The 17461-nt window shown below is 47.0% G+C and carries 16 protein-coding genes; 10 read left to right on the top strand and 6 right to left on the bottom strand.

What is annotated here, in order from left to right; all coding sequences use genetic code 11:
• Nucleotides 1-5 precede the first annotated feature (5 nt).
• The 9 genes from cybH to hypA all read left to right on the top strand — a co-directional run bounded on the left by cybH (nt 6) and on the right by hypA (nt 9471).
• The gene (cybH, locus tag L5M40_RS18540) at nt 6-680 is read left to right on the top strand and encodes a Ni/Fe-hydrogenase, b-type cytochrome subunit (protein ID WP_263176347.1); all 675 of its coding nucleotides are present in this window, start codon (nt 6-8) and stop codon (nt 678-680) included.
• 7 nt (nt 681-687) lie between these two features.
• Nucleotides 688-1245 (top strand): HyaD/HybD family hydrogenase maturation endopeptidase, encoded by a 558-nt coding sequence (locus L5M40_RS18535; protein ID WP_105252281.1) that lies wholly within the window; start codon nt 688-690, stop codon nt 1243-1245.
• A 3-nt stretch (nt 1246-1248) separates the two neighbouring features.
• Nucleotides 1249-3165: a NiFe hydrogenase gene (locus L5M40_RS18530; protein WP_173496595.1), complete on the top strand. Its 1917-nt coding sequence runs from the start codon at nt 1249-1251 to the stop codon at nt 3163-3165.
• Between the two features lie 94 nt (nt 3166-3259).
• On the top strand, nt 3260-5677 hold the full coding sequence (hypF, locus tag L5M40_RS18525) for a carbamoyltransferase HypF (RefSeq protein WP_173496594.1): 2418 nt from the start codon (nt 3260-3262) through the stop codon (nt 5675-5677).
• A gap of 187 nt (nt 5678-5864) precedes the next feature.
• Nucleotides 5865-6662, top strand: coding sequence for a hydrogenase nickel incorporation protein HypB (gene hypB / locus L5M40_RS18520; RefSeq protein WP_173496593.1), 798 nt, complete (start codon nt 5865-5867; stop codon nt 6660-6662).
• A complete protein-coding gene (locus tag L5M40_RS18515; RefSeq protein WP_113939526.1) occupies nt 6662-6907 on the top strand; it encodes a HypC/HybG/HupF family hydrogenase formation chaperone in 246 nt (81 codons plus the stop codon). Before hypB ends, L5M40_RS18515 begins: the two co-directional genes overlap by 1 nt.
• A 62-nt stretch (nt 6908-6969) precedes the next feature.
• Nucleotides 6970-8109 (top strand): hydrogenase formation protein HypD, encoded by a 1140-nt coding sequence (gene hypD / locus L5M40_RS18510; RefSeq protein ID WP_173496592.1) that lies wholly within the window; start codon nt 6970-6972, stop codon nt 8107-8109.
• Nucleotides 8102-9118: a hydrogenase expression/formation protein HypE gene (gene hypE, locus L5M40_RS18505; RefSeq protein ID WP_028760185.1), complete on the top strand. Its 1017-nt coding sequence runs from the start codon at nt 8102-8104 to the stop codon at nt 9116-9118. The genes hypD and hypE overlap by 8 nt, the downstream gene beginning before the upstream one ends.
• Nucleotides 9118-9471 carry a hydrogenase maturation nickel metallochaperone HypA gene (gene hypA / locus L5M40_RS18500; RefSeq protein ID WP_263176344.1) on the top strand — a complete coding sequence of 118 codons (354 nt, stop codon included), beginning with the start codon at nt 9118-9120 and terminating at the stop codon, nt 9469-9471. Before hypE ends, hypA begins: the two co-directional genes overlap by 1 nt.
• Before the next feature lie 156 nt (nt 9472-9627).
• Here hypA and lpxM read toward each other — a convergent pair whose 3' ends face one another.
• The 4 genes from lpxM to pheS form a co-directional block, all read right to left on the bottom strand.
• Nucleotides 9628-10566: a lauroyl-Kdo(2)-lipid IV(A) myristoyltransferase gene (gene lpxM, locus L5M40_RS18495; RefSeq protein WP_028760187.1), complete on the bottom strand. Its 939-nt coding sequence runs from the start codon at nt 10564-10566 to the stop codon at nt 9628-9630.
• Nucleotides 10567-10670: 104 nt separating this feature from the next.
• Nucleotides 10671-10967, bottom strand: coding sequence for an integration host factor subunit alpha (ihfA, locus tag L5M40_RS18490; protein WP_006081370.1), 297 nt, complete (start codon nt 10965-10967; stop codon nt 10671-10673).
• Nucleotides 10968-10970: 3 nt separating this feature from the next.
• Nucleotides 10971-13358 (bottom strand): phenylalanine--tRNA ligase subunit beta, encoded by a 2388-nt coding sequence (pheT, locus tag L5M40_RS18485; RefSeq protein ID WP_263176343.1) that lies wholly within the window; start codon nt 13356-13358, stop codon nt 10971-10973.
• A 15-nt stretch (nt 13359-13373) separates the two neighbouring features.
• Nucleotides 13374-14357 (bottom strand): phenylalanine--tRNA ligase subunit alpha, encoded by a 984-nt coding sequence (gene pheS, locus L5M40_RS18480; RefSeq protein ID WP_006081368.1) that lies wholly within the window; start codon nt 14355-14357, stop codon nt 13374-13376.
• 469 nt (nt 14358-14826) lie between these two features.
• Here pheS and L5M40_RS18475 point away from each other — a divergent pair, with 469 nt between their 5' ends.
• On the top strand, nt 14827-16347 hold the full coding sequence (locus L5M40_RS18475) for a methyl-accepting chemotaxis protein (RefSeq protein WP_263197042.1): 1521 nt from the start codon (nt 14827-14829) through the stop codon (nt 16345-16347).
• A gap of 174 nt (nt 16348-16521) precedes the next feature.
• Here L5M40_RS18475 and L5M40_RS18470 read toward each other — a convergent pair whose 3' ends face one another.
• Both L5M40_RS18470 and L5M40_RS18465 read right to left on the bottom strand, forming a co-directional pair.
• Nucleotides 16522-16962, bottom strand: a complete 441-nt coding sequence (locus L5M40_RS18470) for a YcgN family cysteine cluster protein (RefSeq protein ID WP_263176341.1) — start codon at nt 16960-16962, stop codon at nt 16522-16524.
• Between the two features lie 143 nt (nt 16963-17105).
• Complete coding sequence (locus tag L5M40_RS18465; protein ID WP_028760191.1) at nt 17106-17384, bottom strand: YcgL domain-containing protein; 279 nt, start codon at nt 17382-17384, stop codon at nt 17106-17108.
• Nucleotides 17385-17461 lie beyond the last annotated feature (77 nt).

Here is a 17461-nt window from a genome sequence, read left to right as displayed (position 1 = left end):
GCAAAATGAACCATTCTGCAACCCGCATTCGGACACTGATTTTTAGTCCGGCAATACGGATTTTTCACTGGCTCAGGGCACTATCAATTCTGGTGCTAGTGATCACCGGATTCTATATTGCTTGGCCGTTTCTTGTGGCGCCTGAAAGTACGGACGTACTCGTACAAGGCTGGATCCGCTTCGCTCATCTGATTTGCGGTTTTGTACTAACCGCAATCACTTTAGTGCGCTTCTACCTGTATTTTTTCAGCCGAAGCGACATTGAGCGGCGCTCATTTCGCGATGTCATGAGCGTAAAAAGCTGGATCACTCAGCTGAAATCTTACTTATGGATGGGGCACTTACATAAAGCCGGTGTCTATGGACCGCTGCAATTTGTGACTTATGTAGCAATCTCACTGGTCGCTCTTGTGATATGTATAACGGGTATGGTGTTGTATGCCAATGTGTATCACCAAGGTTTAGGTGGCATGCTTTGGGGCAGCGCCGCTTGGATCACGGCACAAATGGGTGGGCTAGCACAAGTTAGGATTTGGCATCACTACCTCACTTGGGCATTTGTTATCTTTGTGGTTATCCACGTCTATATGGCGGTTTGGTCAGGGATACGCTTCAAACATAACTCAGTTGACTCGATTGTCTCTGGCTATGACTACCCAAAGCCAGACTCACACCACTAGGAGTCCAATGAAGATATTGCTACTCGGTATTGGCAATGTCCTGTACGCCGATGAAGGCATCGGCGTACATTTTGTCAATTATATAGCTGATAATTATCAGTTTACCCATGAGTCCCACCAGCTAACGCTGCTCGATGGCGGCACCTTGGCTCAGGGACTTATCCCTATTATTTGCCAATACGATTATTTAATCGTGGTCGATACAGTTAATGCCAATGGCGTAGAAGCGGGCGAAGTCTATTTCTTCGATTTTGATAAAGCGCCGAAGGAAATCGACTGGCAAGGCAGCGCCCATGAAGTCGAAATGCTGCAAACCCTCAATATGATGGAAATGGTTGGCGACAGGCCTAAAACCTTCGTGCTTGGCGTCACCCCAACCGTGCTCGAACCTATGGTGCTAGGCTTGACCCCTAAAGTCGCCGCCGCGGTACCTTTAATGGAATCAAGCTTGTTATCCCACTTAGCCTCCCTTGGGTTCACTGCGACGCGTGTTGCCGAGCATAGTATTGACTCGCTGATCCCTGACTCTTATAAACGTGGCGTTACTACTGGTGAAAGTATATAGAAGATGAAAAACATCAGATTTGATTTTACCTGCTCACGTCAGGTGCCTTTGTATGCGTATTTATGTAATCAATATCTAAATTACGATGAGCTAAATATCAGCATAGGCTGTAATGGTCAACATAGCTCAGGTCAATATAGTGCTGGCCAACATGACTTTGGCCCTCAAAGCTATTTTATTGAAGCTCAGGGCGAGCAAAACCAACTAGAACAATTGGCCGATGCCATTGCCGCGGACTTTTTGATTTCCGCTTGGTTGATTGACTCTAGTATTAAAGTCATCGACGAGCCCCAGGGCAGTAAAACCTTACTGCCCTTTCCACAGTCTGGATCAAGCCCTGCCATAGTGCCTTTTTGCCAGCATTGTTATCCGTTGATTGGCGATAATCAGTCGGCTAAGTTTGGCACACTCGATTTAATTTGCCCTTGCTGCAAGGGCGAAACACAATTAACGTCCGCACAAAAAGCGTTAACCTTGTCAGATATTAAAGCCATGGCACAGGGACTGCTGACACAAGGTCCACTGACATTAGCGGCCGCCGATAATCTGCAAATCAGCCTGACACCGTTTGAGCAGCCCTTAAGCGAGCGGCCACAACTGTTAATTTGTAATCCCAATACGCTGAACGCCCATTTTTGTCTGAACGATGCGCAGGTGCTCGCGCTTTCGAGTATTGAAAAGCCACTTATCTGCGCGAGACCCACGCAAGAACACGACAAACTCAGTGCGCCGCTGTACGACATTTGCTTTGCCTACAGCCGAGTGATCTTAGTGCTCGGGGAAGTATTACGACAAAAAGGGGTCGATTGGGTTTACATTAAAGGGCCGCATAATAGGCCGAAGCTAGCTTGGGTCGATGGTGCTTGGGCACAAATCGCCAGTCACGATTTAAGCTCAACACAGGTTCAAACCAAGCACTTTATCGCTCCAGAACCCTTAAGGGAAAAAGTCAGTCTTCACGGTTATCAAGCCCAATGGCAGGCGGCGAAACGTTCACGATCGCACCAAGGCGAACTGAGTGTGGCAGTATTGACTCAAGTACCGTCAAGTGAAGACAGTGATATTCATTGCACTAGTATGCTAAGCGATAATAATCAAAATACAGTCAACACAGAAAATCACACCCTTGCAGACGCAGCGCTATTCAGTGCGCTGCTCAACGGTAAGTTTACCAGTCATAAACAGGCAAAAAATGCCGCGGTCATTTACTTAAGCCATACCCACGCCAGTCAAATTGTCACCTGCGATAATAAGGGCGACACTGAACTCTTCTTTGCCCTGCCCGAGCTGCCCGATAACGGTTACGAAATCTTCCATCAACTGGACAGCAGTCCGCAAAAAGCCGTAGCGCAAAAATTTAAGAGCCTGTTCCCCGAAGATTACCTAAAACTTTTAAGCCTAAAGCTTCACGGCAGACGGGACAACTTACAAAGCCTGTGGGCGATTGCTGCCATATTAATTGGCCTTAATACACAAGAAGAGACTCAAAGCCAAGCAAGGCTCAGCGATGCACTCATGGCCGCCGCCATGCGCTACCACGGTGCCAATGCACCGCGTATCGATTATCCGCTAACCAAAGGTGAAGCCCACCGCAGCCTAAATTGGTGTAAAACCTTAGGCACTGTCTTAAGTTTTCGTATTGCGGGTAATGACGATCCGAGTCAGCTCGCCTTTGCGATGCAAGACTCGCTGGCGGACTATTTATCTAATTGGATCGAGCATATCGATTTAAATATCGGCGTGCACAATATAGCCTTAGCGGGCAATGAATTAATCAATGAAACCCTGTGCAAACGCATCAGCTTACGCTTAGGCAAAAACTTTCCATTGGTGATCAATCGCAGCCTAGATTTAGACGGCGATAACTTAGCCGTTGGTGCACTTTACGTTAAGCAGCGACAACTAAATGCCCATGATTAGGAGGCCAAAAGTTAAGTCACAACGTATGAAGCCACATAGACACAATAGTCGCCACAAAAAGCACAGTGACCTGCAGATAAAACGAAGGCTCGCGTTGGAATACCTTGTCCACAAGGGAGCCACGTTAAAGCGTTGTCAGTTGCACGTCACTGGCATAGTACAAGGGGTGGGATTTCGCCCCTTTGTCTATCGTTATGCCCTTGAGTTTCAACTGACGGGCACTGTGCTCAACAATGCCAAGGGCGTGACCATTGAGCTGCAAGGTAATGATGAAAACCTCACTCGCTTTATCGCAGTACTCAATACCACCCCGCCGCCACTCGCCCGTATCGACAATATCAGCCAAATACTACTGCCGATTTTATTAAGCGAAACCACGTTTGAGATAATAAAAAGCGACAGCCATGAGGACGATGACCCCAGTTCACCGATAGGTGCGCAAGTGGCGGTATCGGCAGATAAAAGTACCTGCCAAGACTGCATGAACGATATACATAATCCTGATGACCGCCACTTTGGCTATGCCTTTACCAACTGCACTAACTGTGGCCCTCGATACACGATTATCAATGCTTTACCCTATGATAGACACAACACCGCTATGGCCGATTTTGACATGTGTCCCGAGTGCGCCAAAGAATATCAAAACCCACTCGACCGCCGCTACCATGCCCAGCCCATAAGTTGCCCCGCCTGTGGCCCCAGACTCAGTTTAAAAACACCGCAAGGGGAATACATCCTTCCCAGTGCCTCAAATGTCAGCGCACCTGAATTGAGTACGGACCTTGCGGTACTGACAGCAGCGGCTGACAGATTACGCCAAGGGCAGATTCTGGCAATTAAAGGATTGGGTGGATTTCACTTAATCTGTGATGCCCGAAGTGACAATGCCGTCAACGCACTCAGGCTGCGAAAACAGCGCCAGGCCAAGCCGCTAGCGGTGATGATGGCGGATATCACCATGGCGCAGCACTATGTCACAGGGACGGATGCCGAGTGGCGAGTGCTGAGTTCGCAGGAAAGGCCCATAGTGCTTATGAGCAGCCGAGCCGAACATGATCTCAGCTTAGCTGTCGCCCCCAATCTGAATAAACTCGGGATATTTTTACCTTACACACCGCTACATCATTTGCTATTAGGTCTCTTCAAAGGGCCATTAGTTGCAACCAGCGCCAATGTTTCAGGTGAGCCTATCATCACTGATGGTGATGAGCTTATTAGTCACTTAAGCCATGTGGTGGATGCGATAGTCGATCATAATCGGCCGATTATTAATGGCTGCGATGACAGTGTGGTGCAAGTGATTCAGCCGCAACTGGACTACTCCGCAGAGGTACAAGTGCTGCGTCTCGCCCGCGGCTATGCGCCCTTAAGTTTTCCACTTGATACACCGCTAACCCAATCAATTTTAGCCGTAGGTGCACAGCAAAAAAATGCCATCGCCTTAGGCTTTGGCAACAATGTGTTTTTAAGTCCCCATATTGGCGATTTATTCAGTGTCAGCGCCGAGCAGTATTTTGAGCGCACCTTAGCCACTTTTGCTCGGTTGTATCACTTTACGCCAAATCTTATTATTTGCGATAAACACCCAGATTATGCCCCTTCGCGCTGGGCTGAAATGCACTCAAACTCGAGTGTAAAACTCAGCGATACCCGTCAAAATAAATGTTTATCGGTGCAACACCACCATGCCCATGTGCTCAGCGTAATGGCGGTTAATCAATATCGAGATCCCGTATTGGGCTTTAGTTTTGACGGTACTGGGCTTGGCGACGATGGCAGTTTATGGGGCGGTGAAGTGCTATTAACTACGCTCGATAAAGCGCAGCGACTGGCCCATTTTGAGCCCATAGCTCTGCTAGGTGGCGAGCAAGCCATTAAGCAACCCGTGAGGTTGTTACTGGCATTATTATTCGAGCAAATGAGCCTCAATGCTGTACTCGCATTGCAATTACCTATATTAAACAACATGCACCCAAACACTCTGACTAACTTACATAAGATCTGGCAGAACGGCAGTGCGATAAAAACCTCCTCTGTCGGACGACTGTTCGATGCCCTCGCCTGCGCCTTAGGCTTAATCGAAACCACACTGTTTGAAGGTCAAGCGGGCATGGCGATAGAAGCCGCGGCCAATCGCGCCGATGCATTAGCCCTTGAAGTCATTTCGCTTAACTTACCTCTTGACATCGACCAGTGGCGAAGCAGTGAGATGTTCAAGCAAATTGTTGAATTGATTACAGCACAACCGCTAACAGACAATAGATGCTATGCCATCGCCCGCGCCTTTTTACACACCTTAGGTGATGCTATTTGTGATTATACTGCCCAGTATCAACACCTCCCAACCGTGCTCTGCGGTGGCGTATTTCAAAATAAATATCTATTGGAATACTGCCTGAGCAAGCTCAGCGTCCAAGGAAATAAAGTGTTATCCAGTAAACAGATACCCATCAATGATGGCGGTATCGCCCTAGGCCAACTTTGGTATGGCATTCATCAGAGTCAATAACCTTACTTATTTGATAAGCCCTGATGTTCGCTCGCCATTTTTATCCCCATAAACCTGACGAACATCAAAGATCCGTAGCGCAATTTGTATCACACTCAACATTAGCGTAACCAAATTAACGATTCGTACATCAATCATTATTTGTCAGGCAAAGTCCTCGTACTCTGCCGATACAAGGAGAGGTAAAATGTGTAAAGACTGCGGCTGCTCCCTTACCCGCCACGACCATGATCATCTAGGCGCGCATGCCCATAGCCATGAGCATAATCATGACCATTCACATACTCATGAGCATAGCCATCAAGAGTTACACACAAATCCTCAGTTAAACGATAAAAAAACCTTGTCAGTCATCCACAAAATTTTAGATAAAAATGATGTCGAAGCAGGTCATAACCGCGCCCACTTTGAGGCACATAACATTACTGCCTTCAACATCATGAGTAGCCCGGGCAGTGGTAAAACCACCCTATTAGAAAATCTCAAAGAATACACGCAGCTCAACTATGCGGTGATCGAGGGCGACTTAGAAACCTCACGCGATGCCGACCGCTTAATCGCTAAAGGCATTAAGGCCTATCAAATTCAAACGGGCAGCGCCTGTCACCTCGACGCCTTTATGGTGCACGGTGCCCTACATCATCTGCCGCTTGAAGGACTCGATATTTGCTTTGTCGAAAACGTCGGTAATCTCGTCTGCCCAGCCAGTTATGATGTGGGCACTCACAAAAATATCGTGCTGCTATCAGTGCCAGAAGGCGATGATAAGATTGAGAAATATCCTGTGATGTTCCGCCGCGCCGATGTAGTTTTTATCACTAAGTGCGATCTACTGCCCTATTTTGATTTCAAGATGGACGAAGCCAGAGCGCAGCTTAAAAAACTCAATCCAGCAACTCAAATTATTGAAATCTCAATTAAAGATGGCGACTCCATGCAGGCAGTAGCCGCTTGGCTTAAAGACAATATTCGAGGTGCACAATAATGTGCTTGTCCATACCTTCCCAAGTGGTGGCGGTCGATATTGAGCGCCAGAGCGTCACAGTCGATACCTTAGGCGTGCGCCGCGATGTCAGCAGTCATTTAATGAATGAGCCACTGGAAATTGGCGACTATGTGTTGATCCATATTGGTTTTGTGATGAACAAAATTGATAAGGAAGATGCGCAGCAAAGCATTGAACTATACAAAGAAATCGTCACTAAGCTTGAAAATGAAGCCATACACTGACCATCAGTAGTGCAGGATTAAGTCGCAAGGCGCACCCCTATCGAGTGCACCGAGGAAAAAGCATGCTTGAACTAAAACACCTCTATCAAGGCTTTCGCGATCCCCAAACGATTGCCAATTTAGCACGGGATATTCAGTTAACCGCTAAATTGGTTAAGCAACAAATCAATATCATGGAAGTCTGTGGTGGCCATACTCATACGATTATGAAATACGGCTTGCTAGATTTACTGCCGGATAATATTGAATTTATCCATGGTCCTGGCTGCCCAGTGTGCATTATGCCTAAAGAGCGCATCGACCAAGCCGCGGCGCTTGCCTCCCAAGAAAATGTTATTCTTGTGACCCTGGGCGATATGATCCGCGTGCCCGGTTCTCAAGGCTCTTTAGCCAGTTTTAGGGCCAAGGGCTGCGATATTCGCCCAATTTACGATCCCTTAGATACGCTCAAAATTGCCCGCGACAATTCCGATAAAACCGTAGTCTTCTTCGCCATTGGCTTTGAAACCTCAACCCCAATGACAGCGATTTTGTTGCAACTGGCCGAACAAGAAAAACTCGAAAATCTACTGTTTCATATCAATCATGTATTAGTGCCCCCCGCAATTGGTGCCGTGATGCACGACCCAAAAGCCAGAGTGAATGCCTTTATCGGCCCCGCCCATGTAAGCGTGATCAGCGGTGCAAAAATCTATCGCAGCACAGTCGAAAACTATGGCACGCCCGTGGTTGTCGCAGGATTTGAACCCGTTGATGTGATGGAGTCAATTTTACGGATAGTGCGCCAAAAAGCCGCGGGCAAAGCGGAGCTCGATATCCAATACAGCCGCGCGGTATCGGAAAACGGCAACCTCACGGCGCAGGCCAAAGTGAATCAATTCTTCAATGTCAGACCGCAATTTCGCTGGCGTGGCCTAGGCCCAATCCCCAATTCAGCGCTGCAGCTCAAACCCGAATATGCCCACAGGGACGCCGAACTGCGCTTTAAAGACCGCCTACCCGTGAAGGAAATTGACGATCACAAGGCCTGTCAGTGTGGCGATATTCTTCGTGGGCTTGCTAAACCAAAGGACTGTAAAGTTTTTGGCCGCGGCTGCAATCCCGAAACGCCCTTAGGTAGTTGCATGGTCAGCTCCGAAGGTGCCTGCAATGCCTATTACCGCTATCAAGGTATCGATATCAAGGAACCACATCATGGCTGATACGCTTAAAGATAAATCCATTCAACTCAGCCACGGCGGTGGCGGCAAAGAAATGAATAAACTGATCCGTGATCTGTTTTTTGCCGAGTTTGATAACCCAATCCTTCGCAGCGAAGAAGACGCTGCTAAACTCGATTTGCACGGTGCCAACGCCTTTACCACAGACTCTTTCACCGTATCCCCTTTATTTTTTGCCGGCGGCGATATCGGCAAACTCGCCATCGCAGGCACAGTCAACGATCTCGCTATGATGGGCGCAGAACCTCAGTATTTGAGTTGCAGTGTGATCATAGAAGAAGGCTTTTCTATCAAGGATTTAACGACGATTGTCCGCAGTATGGCGAAAGAATTAAAACACAGTGGTGCACGGATAGTCTGCGGCGACACTAAAGTCGTACCCAAGGGGTGCGCCGATGGTTTATTTATTAATACCTCAGGCATTGGTCGCATCTTGCGTCCCAATATTTCCGCGGCGAATGTCACCGTGGGCGATGCCATTATTGTCTCCCGTGATATTGGCTGCCACGGTGCAGCGATTTTAATGGCGCGTGAAGGACTCACCCTCGAATCGGCATTGCAAAGTGACTGCGCGACGCTCTGGCCCATAGTCGAGCAATTGATTGCCGCCAATATTCCCATTCATGCGATGCGCGATGCGACTCGCGGCGGCTTATCGGCAGTGCTGAACGAATGGGCTGTCGCCTCCAATGTTGGCATCACAGTGAATGAAGCCAGTATTCCCGTCAGCGATGAAGTCAAAGGTCTGTGCGAACTCTATGGTTTCGAAGCCATGGATCTTGCCAACGAAGGCACTTTCATCCTCGCCGTTCCCAACGACATCGCCTTAGGTGCGCTCGAGATCATGCAACGCTTTGGGCGCTGTGAGCATGCAGCGATAATCGGCACTGTGAGTGAAGATTTAGTGGGGAAAGTCGTACTAAGAACGCCTTGGAATACTAAGCGTTATCTCGATCTTCCCCAAGGTGAACTGCTGCCAAGGATTTGCTGATGCACGAATATTCGATTGTGAGTGCCCTGATTGAGCAATGCGAACAGCACGCGCTGGCCAATCATGCCGATAAAATCACCCGAGTAGATATCAAACTGGGAGTCATGAGCGGGGTTGAACCTAGCCTGCTACAAACGGCCTTCGATACCTTTAAGCTCGATGGGATTTGCAAAGAAGCCCTACTCAATATGCAAATTCAGCCGCTAGTGATACTTTGCCAAGACTGCCAGACTGAATCCGTACTGAGTGAGCGCAAGGTCGTCTGCCCTGCATGTCAAAGCTTTCGAACTCGCGTACTCGATGGCGAAGATATGTTACTGATGCAACTTGAGATGGAACAGAACGAGGATTAATCATCCACGATACGCATGGTTAACGACAGCGCTATTGATAAAACGCTCTATAAATAAAGAGTGCTATCAATAAATAACGCCCTTCAACACAAAAATGGCTTCGAGCAATCAGAGCTCAAAGCCATTTTAAACCACACTATTTCAGTCACGCTACAATCAGCCGTAAATAGAAGCTTCACCCTCTGGGCGCGTCTTGAGCAACCGCAGGAACCACATATACTGCTCTGGATAAGCTAAGATAACTTGCTCGACCACTTTGTTCAGTGCCAACGCTTCGTTTTCTTTGCCCACCATGTCTTCAGGCGCAACGGCCGCCATCACGGTGAGATCAAATTGGCGTGTCGCTTGGTTGTAGCCAATCTTTACTGGCAGCACTTGAGCATTACCCGCCTGCGCTAAACGCCCAACAACAGGTAGCGTTGCCTTCACTGTGCCTAAAAAAGGCGCAAACACGCTTTGTTCAGGACCTAAGTCTTCATCGGGAAGATAAAAGAAACTGTTACCGCGCTTAAGCTCAGCCAATAACGCCCGAATGCCCGCCTCGCGCATATACACATGGCCACCACAACTGCTGCGTACACGATTACTAAACCAATTGAATAACCCGTTTTTATGGGCTTTGGCCATAGTCACCATAGGCAACTCAAGGTTAAGGCGTAAACCAGCATAATCAATTGGCCACACATGGGGCATGATAAAAATGATCGGCTGCCCCGCAGCCTGCGCTTTAGTCACATGCTCAAAGCCGATTAAATTGACTCTACGACGTAAATGCGCTTTTGAGCGCACCAGCAATTCGCCCTGTGCTAACAACACCAAAACGAAGTTTTGCACGTTCTCACGGATTAACACTTCAATCTCGGCGGAAGATTGTTCAGGAAAGCACGCCCTTAAGTTGGCTCTCGCAACGCTAATGGGCTTTTTGGCAATTGGCATCACTATTTTTGCCAATAATCTTGCAATAGGATCACGCAGCCATGCGGCCATGAGTCCGAAAATCACTAATAGACCAATCACTAACCAAGTGGCCCAGTATCTAGGGTGTAATAAGGCGAGTTTAAAGCGACGGTCGAAATGTTTGGGCTGTCTTGACAAAGAATTCACCTCAGACAGTGGATAGAAATAATGGAGATATTACACAAAAAAATAAACAGGAAAGCCACTCTCTAAGGAGTGGCTTTCCCATCAAACAAACGAAATTACTTACCCGTGTTTGCTGCTTCTACACGAGTTTTCAGCTTTTGGCCGGGACGGAAAGTCACGACACGACGAGCAGAAATTGGGATATCTTCGCCTGTTTTTGGGTTCCTTCCCGGTCTTTGATTCTTGTCCCTAAGGTCAAAGTTGCCAAAGCCAGATAACTTGACCTGCTCACCACTTTCAAGTGCGCCCCGAATCTCTTCAAAGAACGACTCAACCATCTCTTTGGCGACACGTTTGTTCATTCCGAGTGTTTCAAAAAGATGTTCTGCCATTTCGGCTTTGGTAAGTGCCATACTTTAATCCCTCAACGATGCGTTGAACTCGGACTTAAGGGCAGAAACGACTGAACCAACGGTCTCAGCAATCTCTTTTTCCTCAAGCGTACGAGTAGTGTCTTGTAATGTAAGTGCTATCGCCAGGCTCTTCTTGCCAGGTTCAACACCTTTACCTAAGTATACATCGAACAAGTTTATGCCAACCAACTGATTTTCGCCAACTTTTCTTATCAATTTCATTACATCACCTGCAGATACACTCTCATCTACTACGACTGCGATGTCACGACGATTAGCTGGAAACTTAGATACAGCTTGGGCTAGCGGCAAACTGGTATGCAATAAAGCATCCAATTCCAACTCAAAAACGATGGTTTTACCATTGAGTCCAAAAGGCTTCTCCAAACTAGGATGGATTGCACCTATATGACCGATCACTCGATCATTTCTCAATATTTCAGCACATTGCCCCGGATGGAGAGCAGAATGCGTCGCTCCTCTAAAGCTAAATTCTGATGCGGAAACTGTCAAGCCGATAATTGCTTCTAAATCACCTTTAAGGTCGAAAAAATCAACAGTTTTCGATTCCATAGCCCAATGTTCATCATTTTGGAGCCCAGTAATGACACAAGCGAGCATTGCTTGCTGTCTTACACCGGATTCTGCATTGATATCAGGAACAAAGCGCAGGCCAGTTTCAAAAAGTCTCACGCGACTCTGTTGACGACTTTGGTTGTAGCCAACGGCGGCCAATAAACCGGTGAACATTGACAGGCGCATGGCCGACATTTCACTGGAAATTGGGTTTGGTAACACCATAGCGTCTAAACCAGGGTGAACCAGATTTTGCAGTTTTGGATCGACAAAGCTGTAGGTTACCGCTTCTTGGAAACCACGAGCGACCAATAAGGCACGCACGCGTTTTAGGCTTAAGTCAGATTCTTTATGATCTGACATACGCAGTGCGGCAACAGGCGCCGTATTCGGGATATTGTTATAACCGTAAATACGGGCAACTTCTTCGATCAAATCTTCTTCAATCACCATATCAAAACGATAAGTCGCGGTAGTGACCTGCCAACTATCTTGGCCAACAACCACACTAAAACCTAAACGTTGTAGGATTTCAACGACATCGCTATCAGGTACATGGTGACCTAAAATTCGATCTAACTTGCCGCGACGTAAAACGATTTGTGCAGGTTTGGGTAAATCAGCCTCTGATTTAGCCTCAACTACAGGGCCAGCTTCACCGCCACAGATATCCAGAACTAAACGCGTAGCACGGTCGATAACCTTGTGTTGCATCTCAGGGTCAACACCACGCTCAAAGCGGTGTGATGAATCTGTATGCAAACCTAAACGACGTGACTTACCCATAATGGCAAGCGGCGCGAAGAACGCACATTCAAGCAGTATGTCTTGGGTCGTGTCGCTCACGCCTGAATATTCGCCGCCAAACACACCAGCAAGGGCTAATGGACGCGCATCATCGGCGATCACTAAGGTATCGCTTGGGATGGTCACTTCGCTGCCATCAAGCAGGGTGATTTTCTCTTCGCCAGTGCCTAAACGCACTTGGATATCGCCCGTTAATTTGGCCAGATCGAAAGCGTGCATAGGTTGACCGAATTCAATCAACACAAAGTTAGTGATGTCTACGATAGGATCGATAGAGCGAATACCGCTACGGCGCAATTTTTCCTGCATCCATAATGGCGTAGGCGCTTTCACATTGACGTTTTTAACCACACGGCCTAAGTAACGTGGACACGCAGCAGGCGCGTTAACGTTAATCGTGACCTTTGCATCTGTCGTTGGCGTGACGGCTTGCCACTGTGGCTCAACCACTGTTTGGCGGTTTAACACGCCCACTTCACGGGCAAGACCTGCCATACCTAAGCAATCGGCACGGTTAGCAGTTAAGTCTACATCGATAACGGCATCATTAAGTTGCAGATAGTCGCGGATGTCAGTGCCTAATGGCGCGTCCAGTGGCAATTCGATAATGCCATCGCTTTCTACGTTGATGCCAAGCTCGCTGTATGAACACAACATACCTTCTGATGGCATGCCACGCAGCTTGGCTTTCTTGATTTTGAAATCGCCAGGTAATACGGCGCCAACCATAGCCACGGCCACTTTAAGACCCTGACGGCAGTTTGGTGCACCGCAGACGATATCGATAAGTTCGCTACCACCAACGTTGATTTTGGTCACGCGCAGTTTATCGGCATCGGGATGCTGACCACACTCAACCACTTCACCAATCACTACACCGCTAAAATCGGCAGCCACGGCTTCAACGTCATCGACTTCGAGACCGGCCATAGTGATCTGGTGGGATAATGCTTCACGGCTGACTGAAGGGTTGACCCATTCACGAAGCCAAGATTCGCTAAATTTCATGCTATTACAGCTCCGTTATTTAAATTGCTTCAGGAAACGTAGGTCGTTTTCGAAAAACGCACGTAAATCGTTTACGCCGTAACGCAACATAGTTAAGCGCTCGACACCCATACCAAAAGCAAAACCAGAGTATTTTTCTGGATCTATGCCAACGCTGCGCAGCACATTCGGATGTACCATACCGCAGCCAAGCACTTCTAGCCATTTACCATTTTTGCCCATCACGTCCACTTCGGCTGAAGGCTCAGTGAATGGGAAGTAAGATGGACGGAAACGCACTTGCAGATCTTCTTCGAAGAAATTACGCAGGAAGTCATGCAAAATGCCTTTCAATTCAGCAAAGTTAACATGCTCATCAACCAACAACCCTTCCACTTGGTGGAACATAGGCGTGTGAGTTTGGTCGTAATCGTTACGATAAACACGACCAGGAGAAATAATGCGTAATGGTGGCTTTTCAGTTTCCATAGTACGGATTTGCACGCCCGAAGTTTGGGTACGCAGCATCAGTTTAGGATTGAAATAAAAGGTATCATGATCAGCACGCGCTGGGTGGTGCTCAGAGATATTCAGTGCATCGAAATTGTGGAAATCATCTTCAATTTCAGGCCCCTGCTTTACCGAGAACCCTAATTCCCCGAAAAAGGTTTCGATACGCTCAATGGTTCGAGTCACAGGATGTAAGCCACCGATCTCTTGGGTGCGGCCTGGCAAAGTCACATCAATCTTTTCGGCGATTAATTTGGCTTCCAATTCCGAACTCTTTAGACCATCGATGCGCTCAGTTAATTTTTGTTGAATCGCCTGTTTAGCATCATTGACCGCTTGGCCAAAGGCTGGCTTTTCTTCTGGGCTTAAGCTACCCATCATTTTCATCATGTCGGTGATCTTACCTTTCTTACCAAGGTAATCGACACGGATATCATCCAGTGCTTTTAGATCACTGGCCTGGTCAATAATGACTAAGGCTTGTTCTACGATCTCAGTTAACTGCTGCATTTTCTCTTCCACTGCATAGTCGCGCTTGATAAACAAGTGCTATGGGCGCCAAACTTTCAGGCTATTTGGGTGCTCAGGTTATCGGGCGTTAATGCCAGACGCTTTGCTAGCTATAACGAAATAAAAGGATAGAAATTTTACGCGAGCGAGCGGCATATTACTAGGGCTTATTGGGGGTTTTTATCATGCAAATTCATGTGTTACCCCAGTTCAGAGCCTGAGTTTTGCTCAAGGGGAAACCCAAACCTCAATTCTGACGTAAACAACTTCCGCTTTCAGCCACTAGCAGCATTTGTAACTAAACTGTAAACTCACATCTGTACCTTGCCAAAATTGCAGCAAACAACACAATAACGACTGCAATTAGACTACATTAACCATATAAATCATTACAAAACAGAAAACTATAAAGTCTATGGCAAACTGACCGATATAAATTCGGTTTATAGCCCATTTTATCGAGGCACTCATGAAAGAAGTAAAATTTCGCTGGATAGATCAATATCTTATCCATATGACCTTAAAAACTAAATTCGCTATTCTCTCTATCGTTCCCATGTTAATGATTGTCGGACTGGCGCTTTTCCTAGATAACCAATCCCAGCAAACCTTAATTCAAGGACAGCTCAACAGTCTGCAAAATGCTTCACAACAAATCAACCAAGTCACTGGCAGCTTATATAACAAACTACCAGAGCAAGAACGCCAAACTATCCTTAGCCAACTAAGTCGCGAAATTGAAGGTAATGTCAGTATTGTTTCGGTAAATGAAGCCGATAGCAAAGCCCAATCCATCGCTCGCAGCGGCGGTGGTATCGATGATAGCGGTAAGCAACCAAGAGCTGTGAGTCGCGTTAACGATCAAAACCTGATCACGATTATTCCCCTAGACAGCAAAGAAATTGATGCCTTGCTCGCCAACGATAACCTGTTGGTTTATGGCCTAATGGCGGCACTCTTGTTTGTGCTATTTTTGTTCAGCTATTACATTTCAACCTTCGTAGGCGGCGCACTTTATACGACAGTGATGGCATTAAAACGGGCCGCATCGGGTGATTTAACGGGGCGTTTAAACTTCTTCGAAGTAAAAGACGAGTTCAGTATCTTAGCCATCAGCATAGATACCTTAGTAGAACGTCAACATACCTTAGTAAAGCAAATCGCAGAATCGACCGCTAAAATACGCGAAGTTGTATCATCGTTTCGTAGCACTGCGCAGCAAGGTCAATCCTTGGCGGTAAACCAGAGACAACATCTGGACTCCTTAGCGACGGCAATGGAAGAAATGACCGCCGCAGTGAAAGAAGTTGCCCGCAATGCCGAACAATCCTCAGCCGAAACCCAAGAAGCCAATCAACAGGTTAGCGCGGGCGGGAAAGATATTGAAACCACAGTCAAAGCTATTGACGTGTTATCAGATGAGATCTCCGCGGCCTCAAATGCGGTGGGTGTACTCAATGACAACGCCAGTAAAATTGATGAAGTGGTATCAACCATTAATGCGATTTCCCAGCAAACTAACCTACTGGCCCTCAACGCGGCAATTGAAGCGGCACGCGCAGGTGAACAAGGTCGTGGCTTTGCCGTGGTGGCCGATGAGGTACGTACTTTAGCGGGGAGAACTCAGGCCGCAACGGTTGAAATCAAAACCATGATCGAATCACTTCAATCGGGTACTCGCAATCTGACACAAGTGATGTCGCGTACTGTGAATCAAGCCAATGAAGGTAAACAACACGTACTGCAAACGGGTAAAGACTTAGAGTTTATCGCCCACCACAGCAACAAAGTGTTTGAAATGAGTGTGCTAATTGCGACCTCGGCCGAAGAGCAATCGGCAGTGGCCAACGAGATTGCGACTAACTTAATGGAAATTCGCAACCAATCGCATGATGTGGAGCAATCGGCCAACCAGTCGGTTTCAGGTTGCGATGAGCTGCAAGCAACAGCTGGTCAACTTGATCAGTTGATGGTGGGATTAAAAATCTAGTCGAGCATTATTTGATGGAATTTAAATTCACTTAACACCCTAAATGCACAAGGGAGCGATAATCGCTCCCTTGTTGTTTTCATTCTGACGGTCACTTTCCAATCAACAAGTGTCGTTTCAATTAATAAGTTAATTTTCAATCGATAACGCTACGGCAAAATGAATTCACGTCTGTTAATCCACGTCTTTAAGTGGCCATAGCACGATATGATCTTCAATATCCTTCACGCGTCTTTCATCCACCACCTTGCCTTGGATCGACATACCCGCTAAATGCATCGCTTCTTTGGAGCCTGTGAGCAGCGGATGCCAGCTCGGTAGCTCACGCCCTGCCGCTAGACGGCGATAGGCACAACTGTCGGGCAACCAAGTTAGCTCATGGATATTATCAATCTTGATCACAGTACATTGGGAGACATAGGTGAAACGGTCACTGTAATGCTGACAGCCTGCCGTTTGATGATCGAGCAAAAGGCAAGCTGCATTGGTGTAATACAAGTCTTCGGTTTCATCATCTATCAACTTGTTTAAACAACATTTACCACAACCGTCACACAGGGATTCCCACTCGGTTGTGCTCATCTTCGCTAATGTTTTACTCTGCCAAAATGCCATGATTAACTGTATCTTCTTAATAAAAAACCCGCTCAATGCGGGCTATTTTACACTAATTTGTCGTCAGATACGCAATGCTACTGAGATTAACGAGTGTGGTTTGACGCGCCTGAGCTCATTAGCAGCGTCTTGATGCTACCCAGTTAATCTTTGATCCCAAGGCTCAGCTTATGCTCAGCCAATAAATTCACCTGAGGTGGCGGAATTTGTAAATAAAAGCCATTTTCTGCCATTGCTGCTCTGACTTTATGTATATCTGCCATACCTAACGCGTCGCGTTTAGCGATAGGAAACACCATCACCAACTTTGGCACGCCAAACATTTCCATCAAAGGCACTGGAACATCGTCAAAACAATCTCTTTTCTTCACAAATAAATAAGTATCAGCCTTTCGGCTACTTTTATAAACGGCACATAGCATAAGAATCAAATATCCAATAGTTCAAACTTGCCAGTCAATGGGGCACACTATAACATGGTCGCCTAGTAATTTAATTG

This window comes from Shewanella sp. SM68 (assembly GCF_025653925.1).
GTDB lineage: Bacteria > Pseudomonadota > Gammaproteobacteria > Enterobacterales > Shewanellaceae > Shewanella > Shewanella oncorhynchi.
Note: the sequence above shows the minus strand (reverse complement) of the source record. Positions and strands in the feature narration are given on the sequence as shown.